The organism is Paenibacillus sp. Mc5Re-14, assembly GCF_001049835.1.
Lineage (GTDB): Bacteria > Bacillota > Bacilli > Paenibacillales > Paenibacillaceae > Paenibacillus > Paenibacillus polymyxa_C.
In genome coordinates this window covers 2,132,302-2,150,636 of sequence record NZ_CVPD01000001.1, presented here as the reverse complement: position 1 = coordinate 2,150,636, position 18,335 = coordinate 2,132,302, and the positions used below count along the sequence as shown (strand labels likewise).

Genomic DNA, 18,335 nt, shown 5'->3' with positions numbered 1-18,335 from the left:
TTTGGGACAGTGGAAGTTCTTTTTTTGGAGGTTGGCGGGTGGGGCACCTCTTTTGCTGTTCATTAGAGATTCTGTTGGTCTTGGGTGATGAATGTTGCGCCTGCCGATTCTCTTTGAACAAGCGTAACGTACAACCGCTCATGCTCCACGTCTTCCCCGGCAATGATTTTGAGAACCTGTTCGGCGGCTACAGCGCCCCATTTTCGTTTGGAATAGTCAATCGTTGTCAGCCGGGGCTGAATATATTGCGCCAGCTCGATATTATCAAAGCCGACGATATGAACATCCTTGCCAATGGTAAGCTCTGACTGAGCCATTCGATTGTAAAAGCCTACGGCCATTTCATCATTGAGACAAAATACGGCTACAGGCTTCGAATCCGGGTCAGCTTGCTGCTGTAAAATGATTTCAGCCGCCTGCTCGCCGCCCGATTTCTCGAAATTGCCGCCTATTTCAATCATCTCGGCGACGCCGCTACGCTCAATGGTCTGCTTGACCGCCTGCATCCGCTGCCAGGAATCATAAGAACCTTCTGGTCCGGTCACAACATATAACTTGCGGTGTCCCAATTCCAATAGATGTTCTATTGCAAGCGCGGCACCTGCTTTGTTATCCAGCAGCACCTGGTTAATGTTAGGATGATTCAGTTCACGGTCCAATACGACAATTTTATGTCCCCGCTCGGCGTAGTTCAGCAGCTCCTGACTATCAAACGTCTGATCCAGTACAATAGCTCCGTCAATCATGCGTTCTGGCAGCATTCGATGTGATTGCTTTCCGCTGCATACAATGAGGTCATAGCCCTTGCGGTTCAAAATTTCCTTGATGCCGTACAGCAAATCTCCATAAACATCTCCGCGAAAATCAGTCAGGAATACGCCAATAATTTTGGTTTGCCTTTTTTTGAGATTCCGTGCGGCGGCATTTGGCACATAGTTAAGCTCTTTGGCAATGGCCAAAATACGTGCGCAAGTCTCTTCTGTTACCTTATCGCTACCGTTCAAAGCATATGAAACGGTAGATATGGAAACGCCCGCCTGTTTGGCGATATCTTTAATGCTGACCACAGCGTCACCTCCTTGTGTCCGTCTTATATCTGCTATTGTATATTCATTATTAACCACATATCTATTCCAAATGTCGTAGTTCTACATGCAAGCAGCAAAGGGCGATCCCGCAAGATCGCCATCACTTTGTTGCCTATACCTGATTTTGCTTATGCATCATTCGATTTTATAAAATAATCTCCAGGCGGTGTACACCATCATGTTCTGCTAACGCTTGCTCGAAAGTTTTGCGTTTGATGCGCAAGGCACCGGAACGGTAGCGATTATCATCGGCTGGCTCGCTTTCCAGAGGGGCACCGTTCAATACTGTACGGCCTTGCTCACCGCTCGTATGCTCTTGCAGCATGCGGTAGACGAAGGTGATTGGCTTTCCTGCAAAGGAAAATTTAAATTCCAATCCGTCGAGATCGTCTGGCAGCACAGGGTCCAGGATCAGGTCCTCGCCTGACTGACGAATACCAAGGACATTCGATATGAGCTGATTCATGTAGATTCCCGGACCGCTGGAATAGATTCTCCAGCCACCCTTGACGGGCACGGCTCCTTCCCGCAGTTCACCAAAACGTTCCTGTGCTTCATAGCGGGTGTTAAATTTACCGTCCGAGCTGCTGAAATACGCGTTGCTTTGGCGCCATTCGGCATTCGGTACGGTCGCACGGATGCCGACCGGATTGATGAGCTTCAGGCTATGCCAAGCGTCATCCTTGCGTCCTAATTTGGCCATAGCTTCCACAAAGCGGATATGGGCATGCACATATTGCAGCCCGACCTCACGTCCAAAGTTGGCCGCTTGCTCTGCACGCTTGAAGTGCGAACTCACACCGCCGTCATATTGTGCAGGGCGGTTCATCAGACGCACACCATCCGGGCAGAGGAAGTGGTCGCGGATGAGCTGCTCATGAGCCAATGCTTGCTCAGGCGTGAGTAATTGGCTAATCATGCTGCGTGTCATCGGCAGCAAGCGGTAGTGGATTCCCGTCTCGGTGTCGGACGGATGGAGCATCAGCTTGGGTTGACCGGGCTCTTCCATATATACGAAGCCTGGAATAATTCCACTCTCCAGCATGTAGCGATTGAAGTCTTTACGGATGCCGTTCGCCATCTGATGTAGATCTTGTGCGATCTTATCAGCTTCGCTTACTACATCTGCAGGTGCTTGCTCCAACGCAGCAGCAAAATTACGAACCACTTGGTAGGTGAGGGCAACCGTCCAGCTGCTCGCCATGTATTGCTTCAGCTGCGCATTGGCTGGCTGGAGCGTGTCGTCCCAATCGCCATCGCCATAAGCCGATAAGTACGTGTCATGCAGGAAATTTTCCCGAATATATTCGATTTCCTTCATAGCATGTTCCATGAGGGTCGCAGTCTGCTTGGTATAATCGAAAGTATGCCGATGAGTGTAAGGCACATTTTCTCCCAGAATACTGTAATCACGGGTAGCGGTCAAATAATCGCCCAGTACCTTGAGTGGCCAAACGATAATATCCCCATGGCTTTCTTCTTGCTGCACGTGAGTATAGTTGTCAAACATAAACCATTGCGGCCAGTTTCCGCTGTCTTCATACTGATGGCTGAATACAGTTAGCAAAATGGAACGAACCTCATCAAACTTTTGCACCGCCGAAAAATATTCCACAGGCCCCTGACATACATCGCGTGTTCCCCAGGCTGCTCCGCCGTATTGCTCCAGACCGTGAGGCACAGAATAGTGGACGAGCATATTGTGGGTGTACCACCAAGCCACTGCGTTCACACGGAATAGCTCGCTGGTTTCCTGTTGGCCAAGCGTCAGATGGAAGCCATTCATAAGCTCGGCAAAATATTCCCGGTAGCGCTCGCGCTCACCTTCAAAGGAGACGTGAAGCTCCTTGTGTGCTCGGTCCTTTCCGGTCGAGCGGCCATGCAGCCAGCCCTGTACAGTGCAGGTCCATTCGCTGCTGTCGTCCAGTTCCAAAACGACCAGCGATGCATCAGGAGAGGCTCCACCCTGTAGCATCGCTTGAGCATCGCTCACTTGCTGTAACGAAGCGCCTGCTATGTGCATTCGGTACAAAAGATCCGGGTAAGCCTCGGCGCTTAGGGAAGCGGAATCAGCTCTAAAGAGCAGCTCGTCACCTTCGCGTTCCATATGAAACGGAAGCTCGTATTCGTTCACATGCATAGACATTTGCTGAGTGATCAGGAATGGGTAGGCTTTACCGCTTGCCGAGCGCATGTGAAGCCGCACTTCTGGGCGATCGGCATTCGTATGGTTTGTAATAATGAATGTATCGTCAGCCGTTTTGTAATACCAGCGCACATAATTAAAGCCAATCTCGAACAGGGAAGGCATGGTGAGCAGGCGGTATTTTCCTTGAATTCCGACGTAGATACGTTGACCGGATGTCTTGGGAATGTTGAGCGCATTACGCACGTTGGTGATCATTTTGTTGAAATTGGTATTACCGATCACGAGTTGGGAATTGAATACCCCGTACATATAGGAGGTGGTTGTAATGGTTTCTTCCTTACCTCCAGAGTAATGCCCACCCATTAAAATGTGCCCGTGAGGACGCTCTACACGAAGCTCTTTGGATTTGAGTACAACATGCTCATAGCTATCCGTAAAAAAGGAAAGTAGTTCATCGCCATCCCGTTCTTCTTCCTGGCGTTTCGGGAAAAGCTGATCCACTTCGGCATCGGTCAAGTCCAGCGTGCGCAGCGGTTCACCGATGGTTTGCCCTGTAGCTACACGTTCTGCCTGGAAGTCACTTGCGATGCGCGCTGGTATGATGGTCGCGGAAGCGTCCGCTAGAACGCCAACTACTTCATCGCGTGCTTTGGTTACCAGGTCCTGATACTCCAGCTTCGTCACTGCAGCCGGATGGCTCGGCTGGAACAGACCGTAAAACGTAAAGCGTGCTTCCCCGGCGAGTTTTACCCGCTCAGATTGCAGCGCTGTATAAGCGAATTCGTATTGATACACTTCATTGGCGAGCGAGTCGCGGCGCAGTGCTTCCGGCTCATTCGTTTCCTTGTAAGAAAGTCCAAAGAACTGAAATCCGTCAGTCGAGTATCCGACAGTACGGGTTAACGAGCCTTGTTGAATGTAAGGGAATGCCTGGCTTTGCGGCTGATTCTGACGTGAGCAAACGGTATAGCCTCTTTGTTCATCATGATAGACAGTATGGTCAATATATTGAGACAAATAAGCTTCATTACTGCGCACAGCAGCGGTATCGGCAATACCGATATCCTGACCGTACACAATATCTGCTTCAACGTCATCGCCCTGTAGGGTTACATCCCAGAACCATACTCCCAGGCGGCTTAGTGTGAAGGTCACCTGATAGCCTACACCGGCGGTGAAGCCTTCCCAAATAATCTGCTGATCCGTTTGTCTGATTACGCCGGGCGAACGAACTCCAAGCAGTGGAGTGATGCTTACGCCAGAAGGACGATACAGTCTCAGGTACAGATTATTCAAGGAACCATCGACTGAATTGGTCAACAGCTGGTTGATCATCGTTGAGCCGTGAGCGATCTTGTACACATCACCGCTGCTTAAGAAGGTAAAAGACAGGTCTCCGGCTCGCAGCAAAATATTTTGATCTAGACTTGTATTCATCAAAGGGAACGCCTCACTTTCCTGTTTCTTTTACTAACCGAAAACGGCCTTCTGTAGTATCTCGGCTGTTAGGTCCTGTAAAGACGGCAAATTCACCGCTGTCACTGTCGAAGCTCAAATCTGCATGATGATAGCGCAGCTGAGGCTCGGTCACTGTAAATTCCACTTCCTGGCTTTCGCCTGGGGCAAGCAGGACTTTGCAGAAATCTTTCAGTTCTTTCATCGGACGAACCGTATCACCGCTGATATCACGGACATAGAACTGAACCGTTTCCTCGACTGGACGTGTTCCTGTGTTCGTTACTTGTACTCTAACGGTCAGTTCTTGACCGGGAATAAGGGTATCGCCGGAAAGCTGTAAGCTGTCATAGGCTACATCGGTGTAGCTCAGGCCATAGCCGAACGGGAATAAAGGTTCGTTCGGTATATCTAGATACTGGGACACATAGCGTTCTGTCGTGTTCGGATCTAACTGTGGACGTCCTGTATTAAAATGATTGTAATACACAGGCACCTGCCCGACCGATTGCGGGAAGGACATCGTCAGACGACCCGTAGGTTGGGCATCACCGTATAACAAATCGGCAATTGCTGCGCCGCCTTCGCCACCAGGGAACCAGGCTTCCAGTACAGCGTCTGCTTCTTCGATGACACCGTGCAGATCCAATGGACGACCATTAAACAGTACGGCTACCATTGGTTTATTCAGTGTCTTCAGGCGCTTCACCAATTCCAATTGGGCCTGTGGCAGGCGAATATTCGAACGGCTGCCTGCTTCACCACTCATATCCGAGCGCTCACCAAGCGCTAATACGATGACCTCTGCTTGACTGGCAGCATGCAGAGCTTCTGTATATTGCTCCTCTGTTATGTCGTCTACAGAGCATCCTGCCGCTACGGTGAGCAGCGAGGAGGATATTTTCGAATGAAACCCGTCGACAACACGAATGGCTTCCTCTTGTGAACCGCTCCACGACCAAGAACCCAAAATATCGCCGCTCTCTGCAAAAGGTCCGATCAATGCAATACGTTGATTGCGATTCAATGGAAGCACGGAATCATTTTTGAGCAGCACGCATGATTTAATGGCTAGTTCTTTGGCAACCGCACGATGGGCTTCGCAGAACACAACTTCACGTTCACGCTCAGGGTCTGCGCCGCGTAGCGGATTCTCGAACAAGCCCAGCTTTTGCTTGAGCTTCAATATACGCATCACTGCTTCATCAACGAGGGCTTCATCCAGCTGTCCGCTGCGAATCAGCTCAGGCAGGTGTCCATTATAGCAGGAGGTCATCATTTCAATATCTACGCCTGCCAGCAATGCTTTCTTTGCTGCCTCCCGCTCATCTTCGGCGATGCCATGAGGAATAAGCTCTTTGATCGCGGCCCAATCCGAAATGAGTACACCGTCAAATCCCCATTCATCACGAAGCAGATCACGCATCAGGCGCTTATTGCCCGTTGCCGCTACGCCTTCTACGGTATTGAAGGACGTCATCACCATTTCGCAGCCTTCATCTAAAGCAGCTTTGTAGGAGGGGAGATAATACTCTCGCAGCTGCCATGCGGATACATCTACGGTATTGTAATCTCGTCCGCCTTCACCGGCTCCATATGCAGCAAAGTGCTTCACGCATGCGGCTACCCGCTCGGTATCATTCGTCAGATCTTTACCCTGAAATCCGCGCACAAACGCACGGGCAAATTGACTGTTGAGATAAGGGTCTTCCCCAGTGGATTCCATTACACGACCCCAGCGGGGGTCACGTACCAGATCGACCATAGGAGCGAATGTGACGTGAACACCAGATACGGCTGCTTCCCGGGCAGCGATAGTAGCGCTCTCTTCTGCAAGTTCCATATCCCATGAGCAACCAATAGCCAGCGGGATCGGGAAAATCGTTTTGAAGCCGTGTACAATATCTGCCATAATTAAAAGCGGAATACCCAGACGATTTTTACTCAAATGAGCCTGCTGAACACGAATCGCTTCCTGAGCTCCTGCAAGGCCGAGCACGGAACCAACATTGTGAACCGTTTGCTCGGTAATGCCGAGAGAAGCCATAGGACCAGTAATTTGGCCCTCTGTACCCGCTTCTTCAAAAAAGCCACCCACAAGCTGTAGCAGTTGGTCAACTTTTTCTTCAAGCGTCATGTTTTGTAAATAGGAATTCAGGTGTTGTTCCATCATAATCCTCCATAAGCTGTATGGTTGGTAGAACAGCTCTCTTTTTCAGATTCATGAGATTTTTTGGATAAGTTGATTCAAAAAAGTGCTGAACAGGCTAATAGCTAGTATAGAAGCATAATATTCTGTTGTATTATTAATCGAAACGTTTCTATTGTTGAACTCAGTTGGATTATATACGCTTTCAAATAGAGAGTCAAATGCAAAACGGAGGTCTTTTTATAGGATAAGTAGCGTAATAAAGATAAAATAAATGAAAAAAAGATGCGATTCTAAGTAAATAAAAAATAATATCCCTATTGAATACGGTTTCAATTTGTTCTATAATGACTATCGAAACGTTTCTATTGATGAGTATGGTCCTTAGGCTTTAAACATAATTGTTATAACGGTATGCTTTAACTGCTATGTATTTGCATGTATCAGAATTTTGCAAAACTCATGTACTTGAATCCGTTATTATATTGCATGATCGGTAAACAGATCATCTCGGGAGGAATTCGTATGATGAAAAGAACATTGGGGATCATTTTGGCAAGCACCTTATTACTGGGGGGGGCGTTGGCAGGCTGTTCATCCAAGGATGATTCGTCAGGCAAAGATGCAAATGGTAAGACGACCATCACCATGTGGGGCATGGGAGCGGAAGGAAAGCTGCTGCCTGAGATCGTAAAAGATTTTGAGAAAGAAAATCCAGATATTCACGTTGATGTACAGGCGTTGCCTTGGGATAACGCTCATGACAAATTGCTCACAGCGGTTGCTTCAAAATCCGGTCCGGATGTTGTTCAGTTAGGTACGTCATGGGTGCCGGAATTAGCATCTGCGGGTGCATTAACAGATATCACGCCTTACATCAGCAAATACCCTGAGCTTGAAGCGAGAAATTTCTTCAAGGGCGCTGTGAGTACGGCTCAATTTGAAGGTAAACCGGTCGCCGTACCTTGGTACACTGAAACGCGAGTTTTATTCTATCGTTCGGACCTACTGAAACAGGTTGGATATAATGTAGCACCTAAAACGTGGGAGGAACTGTCCGATGCTGCTCAAAAGCTAGCGGCTCGGGGTAAAGGCAAATATGGTATCTCCTTTAGTGCAAAGGAGCAGTCCATGGGCTTTATGTTTGCTCTCCAGAACGGTTCCAAGCTGGTTGACGAGCAGGGCAATCCGCTATTTAACCAAGCACCGTTTGTAGATGCTGTGAAGTATGTAAATACCTTTTTCCAAAATGGCTCTAACGCAGTGGATATTGGAATTGATTCCGTTCAAGGTTTGCAAGGCGAGGGTATTGTTCCAATGTTTATCAGCGGTCCTTTCATGATTAAAGAAATCAAGAGCAAGGCACCAGAATTGGAAGGTAAGTGGAATATAGCGGAGCTTCCTGGCAAAGTAAACAACCTGTCCGTTTTGGGTGGAGCCAACCTTTCAATTATGAAATTCAGCAAGCACCCAGAGGAGTCGGCCAAATTCCTGGCTTACATGAGCAAACCAGAAACACAGCTGAAATGGATGGATCTGTCCAGTAACTTGCCTGCGACTACTAAATCGTGGGAAGATGCCAAACTGAAGAGTGATCCGATGCTTCGGACGATTCGCAAACAGTTGGATCATTCCGCAGCATTGCCGCAACTGGCCGCATGGGAAGAGGTTTCTCAACAATTCATCAAGAGCTTCGAACGTATTTACCGCGGTCATGCCGATGTACAGAAGGAAATGGATGACTTTAATCAGCAGGCTGCAAGTATAATGAAAAAATAATGATCCATATCCGTCATTGTCAAAGGGAGTGAAGGCATGAAAGGAAGCTCGCAGAAGCTTGCGCCATACTTGTTTATCGGTCCCTCCATCATCCTGTTAACGCTGTTTTCGTTGTTGCCGATACTACTGGCGCTCGTGATCAGCTTCACGGATATGGATCTGTCCGGACTCGTTAATTATGAAAGTATTCGCTTTATAGGATTGGAAAATTACACGAACGTGCTTTTGGACCCTTCCTTTTTGAAGTCCATTGGTAATACGTTGTTCTTTGTCATCATTGGTGTTCCGTTGGTGCTGATATTTTCGCTCAGCATCGCGATCCTGATTAACATGGGTAAATCACGTGCTTTCAAAATATTCCGCGTCGTGTTCTATCTGCCGTCCGTAACGAATGTAGTTGCGGTCGCAGTCGTTTGGAGCTATCTGTATAATCCGACGCTTGGATTATTCAACTACGTACTTGGTCTGATGAATTTAGGTCCCGTCCCATGGCTGACCGATCCAACAGTAGCGAAAATTTCGCTGATTGTGTTAGCGGTTTGGCGGGGCATCGGCTTAAACATGATTATTTTTATTGCGGCTATTAAAGGGATTCCGGGCTCTTATTATGAAGCGGCACAGCTTGACGGGGCCAATACATGGCAGCAAATTCGTTATATTACGCTTCCGCAGCTTCGTTACGCTATTTTCTTCGTGTCCATCACAACGATGATCGGCTGGCTGCAATTTTTCGAGGAACCTTTTGTCATGACCAAAGGGAAACCGCTGGACGGCACGCTAACGGCATCCTTGTTCATTTACAATAACGGCTTCCAATTTAGTAAATTCGGGTATGCCGCGGCGGGATCGTTCATTCTGTTCTTTGCGATCATCGCGGTAACGCTGATTCAGTTCCGTTTGCAAAATAAAGCGGAGTCCTGATAGAGAGAGGTGATGAACGTGAAAACAGCTGTTCAGCAAGCCCGCGCCAATACGCGCAGTGGTGAAAAAACATTTCAATGGTTCGTGGCGATTCTCCTGACTGTGGGAGGTCTGTTGATGGTGCTGCCTTTTGCGTGGATGATTTTATCCTCCTTTAAGACAGAGGGCGAGGTAACCAAAATTCCTCCAACCATCTGGCCGGAGCATTTTACACTGGATAATTTTAAAATCCTATTCGATAGCATGGCGTTTGGAACCTATCTGACGAATACGCTGATCATTGTCCTAGCTTCCTTCTTCGGATTATTCCTTAACGCCATGGCGGGTTATGGTTTTGCCAAATTTCAGTTTAAGGGCAAGGGCTTCCTGTTCTATTTGGTGCTGGCAACCATGATGATTCCAGGTCAAGTGACGATGATTCCCGTCTATTTGATTCTGAACCAGATGGGGTTGACCAACTCTATGCTGGGGATTGTCCTTCCTGGATTGGTGGGCGCGTTTGCGATCTTCCTCTTCCGGCAGTTCATGTCCGATATCCCAGAAGAACTGCTGGAGGCGACCCGTCTTGATGGAGCAGGTGAGTTCCGCACTTTTTTACAAATCGTGCTACCCATTTCGACGCCGATTATCGCGGTACAGGCCATCCTGACCTTCATCGGCGGCTGGAACAGCTTCTTATGGCCGCTCATTATTGCGAACGATGAAAAGCTGTACACCTTGTCCGTCGGTCTGTCACTGCTCAAGGGACAGAACGAAAGTCAATTTGCTCTGCAAATGGCGGGCTCGACCTTCATGGTCGTTCCGATCATGATTATCTTCATTATTTTCCAAAAGTATATTATCGAGAATTATACGATTTCGGGGATTAAGTAATAGCTTAATACGTAAATTGATAAAAACACAAAAACGGAGGACTTCCTAGTTTGGGCAAAAGAAGCCCTCCGTTTTTTGTGTATAAAAAAACGAAAATTCCTGGTCAGCTCATGTTCATTCTTAGAGAAGCTGCATCAGGATTTTGTTTATATATGGGGAACGGAAAAATGAAAGAATTAGAATTCAGATTGAGTGTTACGAAGGTGAATAAAAGTTTCGGTCTCCAGAATCATTAGGGTATGCATTACATTAACAACGACCGGCTTTTTTCAGCAAAGTGAACTATACTTTTATTATATTTATTTGAAAATATTTCAAAAATAATATGTTAACAAATTTTACATAATTACTTCAAAAAAAGTATAGAGGCCAATTAAAAAAATGATTATATTGGAAAAAAAATAAAAAAATACAAAAAATGAGGTGAATCAAATTGTTTGATCCTATTAACCAAGCAGCTGAAGGCAGTGTTTCTCCTATGACGTGTGTTTTTTGTGATACACGTGATCGTTGTGTAGGTTGTGATGCTACCGACTGGTTTTGTAGCAAAGAAAGTGGTCATTGGTGTACTAATAATGATAGCGATAAATTCGATTAATTGAAGTAAAACTCGCAACGATAGAGCTTTCAAACACAGGTAGTCAACTTAGGAGGTCTGGGAACTAATCTTCTTGGACTTCCTCCTATTTTGTAACTTTGAGAGGATGATTAATAGTGATTAGTGCTCCATTTGAAAAAAATCCCGTCAAAATCATAGAACAAAATGAAAAGTTACACTTATACAATATAAAAAACAAATGGGCTTTTTCAGATTGATGATGTCGTAGTAGATATATGCAATAGCGAAGGTAAGGAAATTGAAGAAATATATGAATTACTTAAGCATCGTTCTAGTAGAGAAGAGGTAGATAGGTTATTAGCCAGTCTGAAGGAAGCATCGGTTATATATAATAAAGATTTGTCTGTTCAAAAGGAATGTAAAAGTTGCAATGATGAGCAAGTGAGTCTATCATCTATAATCCTTATGCTGGTTCAAGAGTGTAATCTAAGATGCTCTTACTGTTATGGAGGAGACGGAGAATATAATGATCGAGGACGCATGGACACAGAGACCGCATTAAAAGCAGTTGATTATCTGTTTAATCATTCTGGCGAGGAAGAAGAACTGAATATTTGCTTTTTTGGAGGGGAGCCACTTCTGAACATTGAAGTGATTAAAGAAGTTGTAGCCTACACTAAGCTAAAACAAGAAAAATCAAATAAACGTGTTACATATAGTATGACAACGAACGGCACCTTGATTCCCAAAGAAATTGAAAATTTCTTATTAGATCATCATGTTTCTATTCAGATAAGTCTAGATGGTGATCAAATGACGCACGATTTCAATCGATATTATCAGAACAGAAAAGGTACCTATGAAATCATTTTAAATAGAACAGAAAGTTTAAGAAAAAAAGGTGCCATAACAGCAAGAGCTACGATTTCACCAGTACAATTGGATATAACACATACACTTACACATTTATTGGGGATTGGTATCCGCCATGTTGCGATGTATCCTGCAGTCGAGATGCTTAGTGAGGATGACTTTGAGAAGTATGCACAAGAATTCACCAAATTGGTTGTTCATTTTGAATCTTTGCTTCAGGTCAAAAAATATGGGGAAGCACGTCAAATATCGAACATTCTAAAATACTTGAAGATGATTCATTCTTCTTCTAAGCGAGATTATTTTTGTGGAGCGGTCTCGCATATGCTTGCCGTTGATGTGCATGGTAATCTTTATCCTTGTCAACGATTTGTTAATGAAAAGGATTACTCTTTAGGAAATGTAAGGGAAGGGATGGATGTAAGAAAGAAGAGTGGCATGCTTAGTGAGATGCGTTTAGAGAAGAGAACTGTATGCGGAGAATGTTGGGCTAAGAATCTATGTGGTGGAGGTTGTCCTCAAGAAAATATGGTGCTTAGTGGTTCAATTAATGAGCCAGTGGATAAATACTGTAACTTTACTCGTAGTGCAATAATGGATTGTATGAAATTGTATTTACGATTAACTAAAGAAGACAAGAAAAACCTGTTCTCTGCTAAGCGGCAGCGAGAGCAACTATTGGAGGATGCCTCATTTGACAATTGATATTCAAGCTTTAAGTAAGTCATATGGTTCTCACCAAGTACTTAACGAGCTTCATTTTCACATTGATAATGGTATATTCGGACTGCTCGGAGACAATGGAGCGGGTAAGACCACTTTAATGAAAATTCTTGCCACTTTACTTAGATTCGACCGAGGGGAAGTTGAAATATTCGGACATTCTTTGAAAAAAGAACCTGATGCTATTCGTTCTTTACTAGGTTACTTGCCTCAGTATTTTGATTTTTTTCCAAATGTGACTATTTTGGAATCCATGAACTATTTTGCGGCTTTAAAAGGTATTCAAGGTAAACATCATATTCAAGAGGAGACATCACAGCGATTAATTGAGGTGGGACTTATCGATCAAGTTGATAAAAAAATAAAACAGCTGTCTGGGGGAATGAAGCAGCGCTTAGGAATTGCTCAAGCTATGTTAGGACAGCCTAAGTTGTTAATTGTTGATGAGCCTACGGTTGGACTGGACCCCAAAGAACGAATTGCTTTTCGAAACTTGCTTCAAAATTATGGAGAAGACAGGATTATATTGTTATCTACTCATATTGTTCCTGACGTTTCAAGCACATGTGACAAACTACTCGTTTTAAAAGAAGGCCGTTGTCTGTACCAAGGGGCTATAGACGATATGATTCGAACTGTCGAGGGTAAAGTGTGGTTGGTTGATGTTGGAAAGCGTCAATTGGAACAATTAAGCCAACAAGCTCGAATCACTTCCATTGTGCGGAAGGAAGGAAGAGTTCAGGCTCGATTATTGTGTAACTACCCTCCAGATTGTTGTACAGAAGTCACACCCGAAACGGCTAATCTTGAGGATGCGTATCTGTACATTTCCGATCCGGAGGAGAGTTAGCAGAATGGGACAAGTAATCAGAGCCCTAGTTCAATTTGAAGTTTTGCTTATGAAAAAGAGTGTAGTGTTTTTTATAGCACTAACGTTCTCTTGTTTTTTAATTCCTTTATTTTTATATCTAGGAGCAGGGAATAAGAATAACGAGTTATGGATATTTTTGCATCATGGACAAATGTTCTTTACCATATTACTAATGCCGTTAATGTATTCTGTTCTTTATGATAGTGAGAAGCAAAAAATGATCTCTTCTGTTATTATGCCTAAATTACTTAAAGGAGCCCAATATTTTTATTGTAAGAGCTGTGTATTATGGGGAGTGGTTTGCTTATTTCAATTTGTCGCTTTAGCTATGATTGGTGTAGTTCAATGGACGACTCATAGTAAGGCTCCATTCTTGATACTGCTTCAGCTAACAGCAGCAGGTGTAGCAACTATGGGGTATTCTGTTCAAATTACCGTCATATTGAACTTGGTCTTACGTAAACAACTGTATGTGAACATTGTGATGCTCGTTTACCTTCTAATCAGTATTACTATCAACTTTCCTTACATTTCAATCTGGTTTAATCCGGATTGGATTATTTCCAATTTCTTCACACAGTCGTTTTCTTTTGGGCGAGTATTCCTATTTTTGCTTATATGGGTATTGATGAAAGTCAGTAATCATCTATGGATGGCGAGGGTACAAGGATGAATGGAATTATAGTTCGTTTCTGGCTACAGCTTTTATTTCGAAGAGAACAAGCAGTAACCTTGCTCGTTTCCTTTAGTGTGGTTCTTTTATTCAATTTAATAATGAATGAAGGTATTGCAATAACTTATAGTGTTAACTTGTTATTTGTAGCTTTTTTTTCTTTACAGATTGCGAGTATACACAATCGTAATCATACAGAACCGTATATATATATTTCTGTCTTTCCTAATTACCGTCTAATCGCTTACCAGCTTTATGTTTCTTTAATTCTTTCGTTTCCTCTCTTGCTCATGATGGTAGGACTTTTATGGAAATCATTCGCTGATGTTTCACTATGGAATTTGGTTATCATTGTATTTTTTTCTAGTGTTTTTTCATCGATGTTGGGTCTCTTCCTGGGGCAGGTAGTAAAGCATTATGGGTTAGCCTTTACTTTTCTCATTGCTTTTTACCTTCCTATAGGTTTAGTTTCCTGGTCTTTTAATGAAAAGTTACGTTATATATCTCCTGTAGTGAATATATTCAACCCCTATATGGTCAACTGGCGAAATCTTTTTGGACTCTTAGGCTGTAGTTTATTATTTTACGGATTAGGCACAATGTTATCCAGTCGGCGTGGAGGCGGCAAAAAGTCTATAATCCCTTGGATTAGTACAGTCCTTGCTTGTAGTATATTGATGGGCGTATGGGGATATGAGAGGCTATTTAATGAGAATGTACAGACATCGTCGTTTCAAAAAATAACTGTGGGGCAAACACAAGTAGAGTATAAGGGAATTAGTTTGTATCAGGCGAGGCAATTTGCCACCCTTTTCGAAACGCTGTATCAAGTGGCTAAGAAAAATGGGACACACCCGGTTCGCTATACCTTGGAAATCACCCGAATACACTCCATGTCATCGTTCGAGCCGAAAATAATAGTTCAAAATTATAATAAACTTCAAATCAATATTTATTCAAATAAGCTTTTAGAGTTTAATTTCGGAATGGATTGGGCGAGTAAGTGGATTGATTACATTTTGCCGCAATCAACTCACTTCTCCAATGAGCAAGTGGACGCATTTAGGCGCGTCAAAAGTAATATCATTGTGGAAGTTCGCAGAAAAAATCCCGGAAATGTCTATACAATTCAGGGAGATTGAGAGCTAAAATAACGAGAATTCGTGAAGAACCAATAATAGTGGATATAAAAGAAAGGGATGGAATGAATGGAACGTGAGATAGACCATTTGAATATAAGAGCTATATTTCATTCATTCCAATATTGGCCGAAATTAACTAGGTTGTTATGGAATACAAAACCTATCTATTTTATTATCATCATCATTGGTTATCTTTTAAAAGGAATACTCCCGATTGCCAATCTCCTTTCCATACAGTTTTTGGTTTCTGAAATAGAAACAAGACCATTATCGCATATGCTTCAAATAAGCACAGTGTACCCTTTAGTTCTTGTGATGTTTTGTGGTCTGCTCATTTCAAGTTTAATTGAATACTCTGATAAACTGTTCCAAATTACTCTGATAAACCAATTACAAACATTGATAGTACAACAAACATCAACATTTAATCTTTCGGATTTTGAAAACCCGCAAGTACATAATCAGCTCAAAAGAGTTCAGAACGACTCGATAGATAGACCTATCCAGATCTATAAAGAACTCATTAATTTGTTAAGTTCCATGGTTACACTATGCTCTAGTATTGCCATTTTACTAGCGTTCAGATGGTGGATTTTACTTATTCTCATTCTTTCTCCCCTAGCATCCTTTTATTCTTTACTGAGGTTCACACAAATTCAGTATATAGCTAAAAAGAAACGTGCTCCTTTACAACGCAAATCTAGGTATATTAATTATTTGCTCACTAATGACAAGTCTTTTAAAGAAATCGTATTGTATCAACTTAGTGACTATTTAACGGCAAGATATAAGAGCATTTTTGATGTTTTCTATAAAGAGGATAAGCATTTAGCCAAAAAACGTATTGCGTTATATTTGTCTTTTCAAGTAATAAGTACATTATTTATAGCCATTGCTTTGATTATGATTATACAAATATCATGGAAAGAAGAATTTCTCGTTGGCAGTATTTATGCATTAGTTCAAGCAGTATTATTAGCTAATCAAAATATTAACACAGTATCTCAAGGATTGATTTCATTGTGTGATCATAATCTGTATCTAGATGAATTATTCGCTTTTTTTAACATAAAACCTAAACAAGACAGTTCTAGAATGTTGCTAAGAGAGTCAGGTATACAAGCTGATTCAACGATAGAATGCATAGAATTTAAGAATGTTTCATTTGCTTACCCAGATCAAAAAGAATTGGCTCTCAAAGATATAAGTTTTAAAATGAAACGTGGTGAATCTCTTGCTCTAGTGGGCAGGAATGGATCAGGGAAAACAACAGTGATAAAACTTTTAACGGGGTTATATGAAGACTTTGAAGGAGATATTTTAATCAATTCTATCTCGGTTCGAAATTACAATAAAGAAATGCTTTACAAGAAAGTAGGTGTTATATTTCAAGATTTTGTCCAATTTGATTTTTCAGTAAGAGAAAATATAGGTTTTGGCAGTATAGGGGATCTTGAACTTGATACCAGGATATGGGAATCGGCGCAACATACAGGAGTAGATTCGGTAATACGGGATTTGCCTAATCAATTAGAACAACAGCTAGGAAGAAACTTCGAAGGGGGGATACAGCTTTCAGGAGGGCAGTGGCAAAAGATTGCTATATCGAGAGCGCTCTTCAAAGATGCTGACGTTTATGTATTAGATGAGCCTAGTTCATTTCTTGATCCAGAATCGGAAAAACAAGTATTTAAACAATTTCAAAAATTCGTTGATAATAGACTATGCCTCTACATATCTCATCGCTATACCTCTGTTTTATATGCAGATAAAATTTTAGTTATGGAAAAGGGTCAGATAGTAGAAGGAGGAACCCACCAAGAACTAATTGAAAATAGAGGGTTTTACTATAATTTATTTTCTGACGAAATTCATACATTCCAGAAAGCGCTAGTTATTAATGATGTACGCTAACTGTGCATTGAGATTCTGGCAAATAGTGGGACTGCGAACAGAATTGTTTTTTACCTTATGAGAAGTAGACTATAACAAAAAAAGCGGAGCTTCCCTTCGAGAGGCCCCGCTTTTGGGCTTCACATTGGACATTTTCTATATGAGTTAGCCAATATTGATGGGATAATGTGCGAATATGAAAAGTGATGATAAAATATACAAAAACATACAAAAAAACCGATATACCTCTAGAATTACTATTTAGAAGAGAAATGGAGGTTTTAAGATGAATGTATCTTTTACACCATCTCACCAATCGCCGTTCCACACCACAGATAACAACCGACTTGAACTACGGCATCCCCTTTCCCCTCAGGCTGAAAGGAAGAGTATAGGCAAGCCGCAAAACAAGATTATTCAGCAATTAATAGAGCAGAAGCAAAATCTGATGGAGAGGCGTTCGGACTATATAAGTAATGCTCTAAAACGTGGCCTCGGTTCGGAGGCTGTAAAAGCTGAAATGGAAAAGATAGATAAGCAGATTCAACAAATTGACGAGAATATTCAGAAGCAATCAATAGAAGAACAAAAAAAAGCATTTGGAATGGATGAGGAAAGTAAAAAAGAAGCCCAGGAAGATAAAAAGGAACAATATACGCACAAGACTGCAGAGGAGCAGAAGCAAAGTCTCATGACTTATACGATGCATAGTATTGTTTCAGCAAACAACCAGCTGAAGATTTCCAAAATCACTAAAAGGGCACAAATTACATTAGAAAGCGAAGCTAAAGGTTGGGAAAACACTAACCCTTCAAGATCAACTACTTTGCGTGAGAAGGCAGAAGGCCTTAATGGGAAAATTATGGAGATTGCCTCAAATATCAATGAGTGCATTAGAAAAGCAGTGAATGAGGAAGCGACGATAATAGATCGAGATGAACCAAAGGATGAGAAAGAATCAAGTATAGAGGTTGGTAGGGTGTGGACTGAACAAGAGATCAATGCCTATGTAGATTCGACTAAAGACAAAGCTAAGAATGCAGGTGTGAAGATTAATATTGCAGTTTAATCGGACTATTATTGCTATTTAGTAAAGAGGCTATTTGCTCAATAGGTTTGTTTATAAAATGAAGTGTTCAAAATACGTAACCAAATGCTTATCTTTTATTGTTAAATACTTAATATTA

At 42.7% G+C, this 18,335-nt stretch carries 12 protein-coding genes; 9 read left to right on the top strand and 3 right to left on the bottom strand.

Annotated features, from left to right (window positions below; genetic code table 11):
• Nucleotides 1-62 precede the first annotated feature (62 nt).
• The 3 genes from BN1546_RS09815 to BN1546_RS09805 all read right to left on the bottom strand — a co-directional run bounded on the left by BN1546_RS09815 (nt 63) and on the right by BN1546_RS09805 (nt 6,862).
• Entirely contained in the window at nt 63-1,067 is a 1,005-nt protein-coding gene (locus BN1546_RS09815) for a LacI family DNA-binding transcriptional regulator (protein WP_090737318.1), read from the bottom strand.
• Nucleotides 1,068-1,233: 166 nt separating this feature from the next.
• The gene (locus tag BN1546_RS09810) at nt 1,234-4,674 is read right to left on the bottom strand and encodes a GH36-type glycosyl hydrolase domain-containing protein (protein ID WP_090737316.1); all 3,441 of its coding nucleotides are present in this window, start codon (nt 4,672-4,674) and stop codon (nt 1,234-1,236) included.
• A gap of 13 nt (nt 4,675-4,687) precedes the next feature.
• Nucleotides 4,688-6,862, bottom strand: coding sequence for a glycoside hydrolase family 3 N-terminal domain-containing protein (locus tag BN1546_RS09805; RefSeq protein ID WP_080771871.1), 2,175 nt, complete (start codon nt 6,860-6,862; stop codon nt 4,688-4,690).
• A 504-nt stretch (nt 6,863-7,366) separates the two neighbouring features.
• Here BN1546_RS09805 and BN1546_RS09800 point away from each other — a divergent pair.
• From BN1546_RS09800 to BN1546_RS09755, 9 genes are all read left to right on the top strand, one after another.
• The gene (locus BN1546_RS09800; RefSeq protein ID WP_090737314.1) at nt 7,367-8,620 is read left to right on the top strand and encodes an extracellular solute-binding protein; all 1,254 of its coding nucleotides are present in this window, start codon (nt 7,367-7,369) and stop codon (nt 8,618-8,620) included.
• 36 nt (nt 8,621-8,656) lie between these two features.
• A complete protein-coding gene (locus BN1546_RS09795) occupies nt 8,657-9,541 on the top strand; it encodes a carbohydrate ABC transporter permease (RefSeq protein ID WP_013368986.1) in 885 nt (294 codons plus the stop codon).
• An 18-nt stretch (nt 9,542-9,559) separates the two neighbouring features.
• Entirely contained in the window at nt 9,560-10,414 is an 855-nt protein-coding gene (locus tag BN1546_RS09790; protein WP_013368987.1) for a carbohydrate ABC transporter permease, read from the top strand.
• Nucleotides 10,415-11,438: 1,024 nt separating this feature from the next.
• Nucleotides 11,439-12,551: a PapB family radical SAM/SPASM ranthipeptide maturase gene (locus BN1546_RS09780; RefSeq protein ID WP_240664163.1), complete on the top strand. Its 1,113-nt coding sequence runs from the start codon at nt 11,439-11,441 to the stop codon at nt 12,549-12,551.
• Complete coding sequence (locus BN1546_RS09775) at nt 12,541-13,419, top strand: ABC transporter ATP-binding protein (protein WP_013368990.1); 879 nt, start codon at nt 12,541-12,543, stop codon at nt 13,417-13,419. Before BN1546_RS09780 ends, BN1546_RS09775 begins: the two co-directional genes overlap by 11 nt.
• A 4-nt stretch (nt 13,420-13,423) precedes the next feature.
• Nucleotides 13,424-14,113, top strand: coding sequence for an ABC transporter permease (locus tag BN1546_RS09770; RefSeq protein WP_090737310.1), 690 nt, complete (start codon nt 13,424-13,426; stop codon nt 14,111-14,113).
• Entirely contained in the window at nt 14,110-15,255 is a 1,146-nt protein-coding gene (locus BN1546_RS09765) for a hypothetical protein (protein ID WP_090737308.1), read from the top strand. The genes BN1546_RS09770 and BN1546_RS09765 overlap by 4 nt, the downstream gene beginning before the upstream one ends.
• A 66-nt stretch (nt 15,256-15,321) precedes the next feature.
• Nucleotides 15,322-17,169 carry an ABC transporter ATP-binding protein gene (locus BN1546_RS09760; RefSeq protein WP_090737306.1) on the top strand — a complete coding sequence of 616 codons (1,848 nt, stop codon included), beginning with the start codon at nt 15,322-15,324 and terminating at the stop codon, nt 17,167-17,169.
• A 265-nt stretch (nt 17,170-17,434) separates the two neighbouring features.
• Nucleotides 17,435-18,217, top strand: coding sequence for a muscle M-line assembly protein unc-89 Uncoordinated protein 89 (locus BN1546_RS09755; protein WP_090737304.1), 783 nt, complete (start codon nt 17,435-17,437; stop codon nt 18,215-18,217).
• Nucleotides 18,218-18,335: the final 118 nt, after the last annotated feature.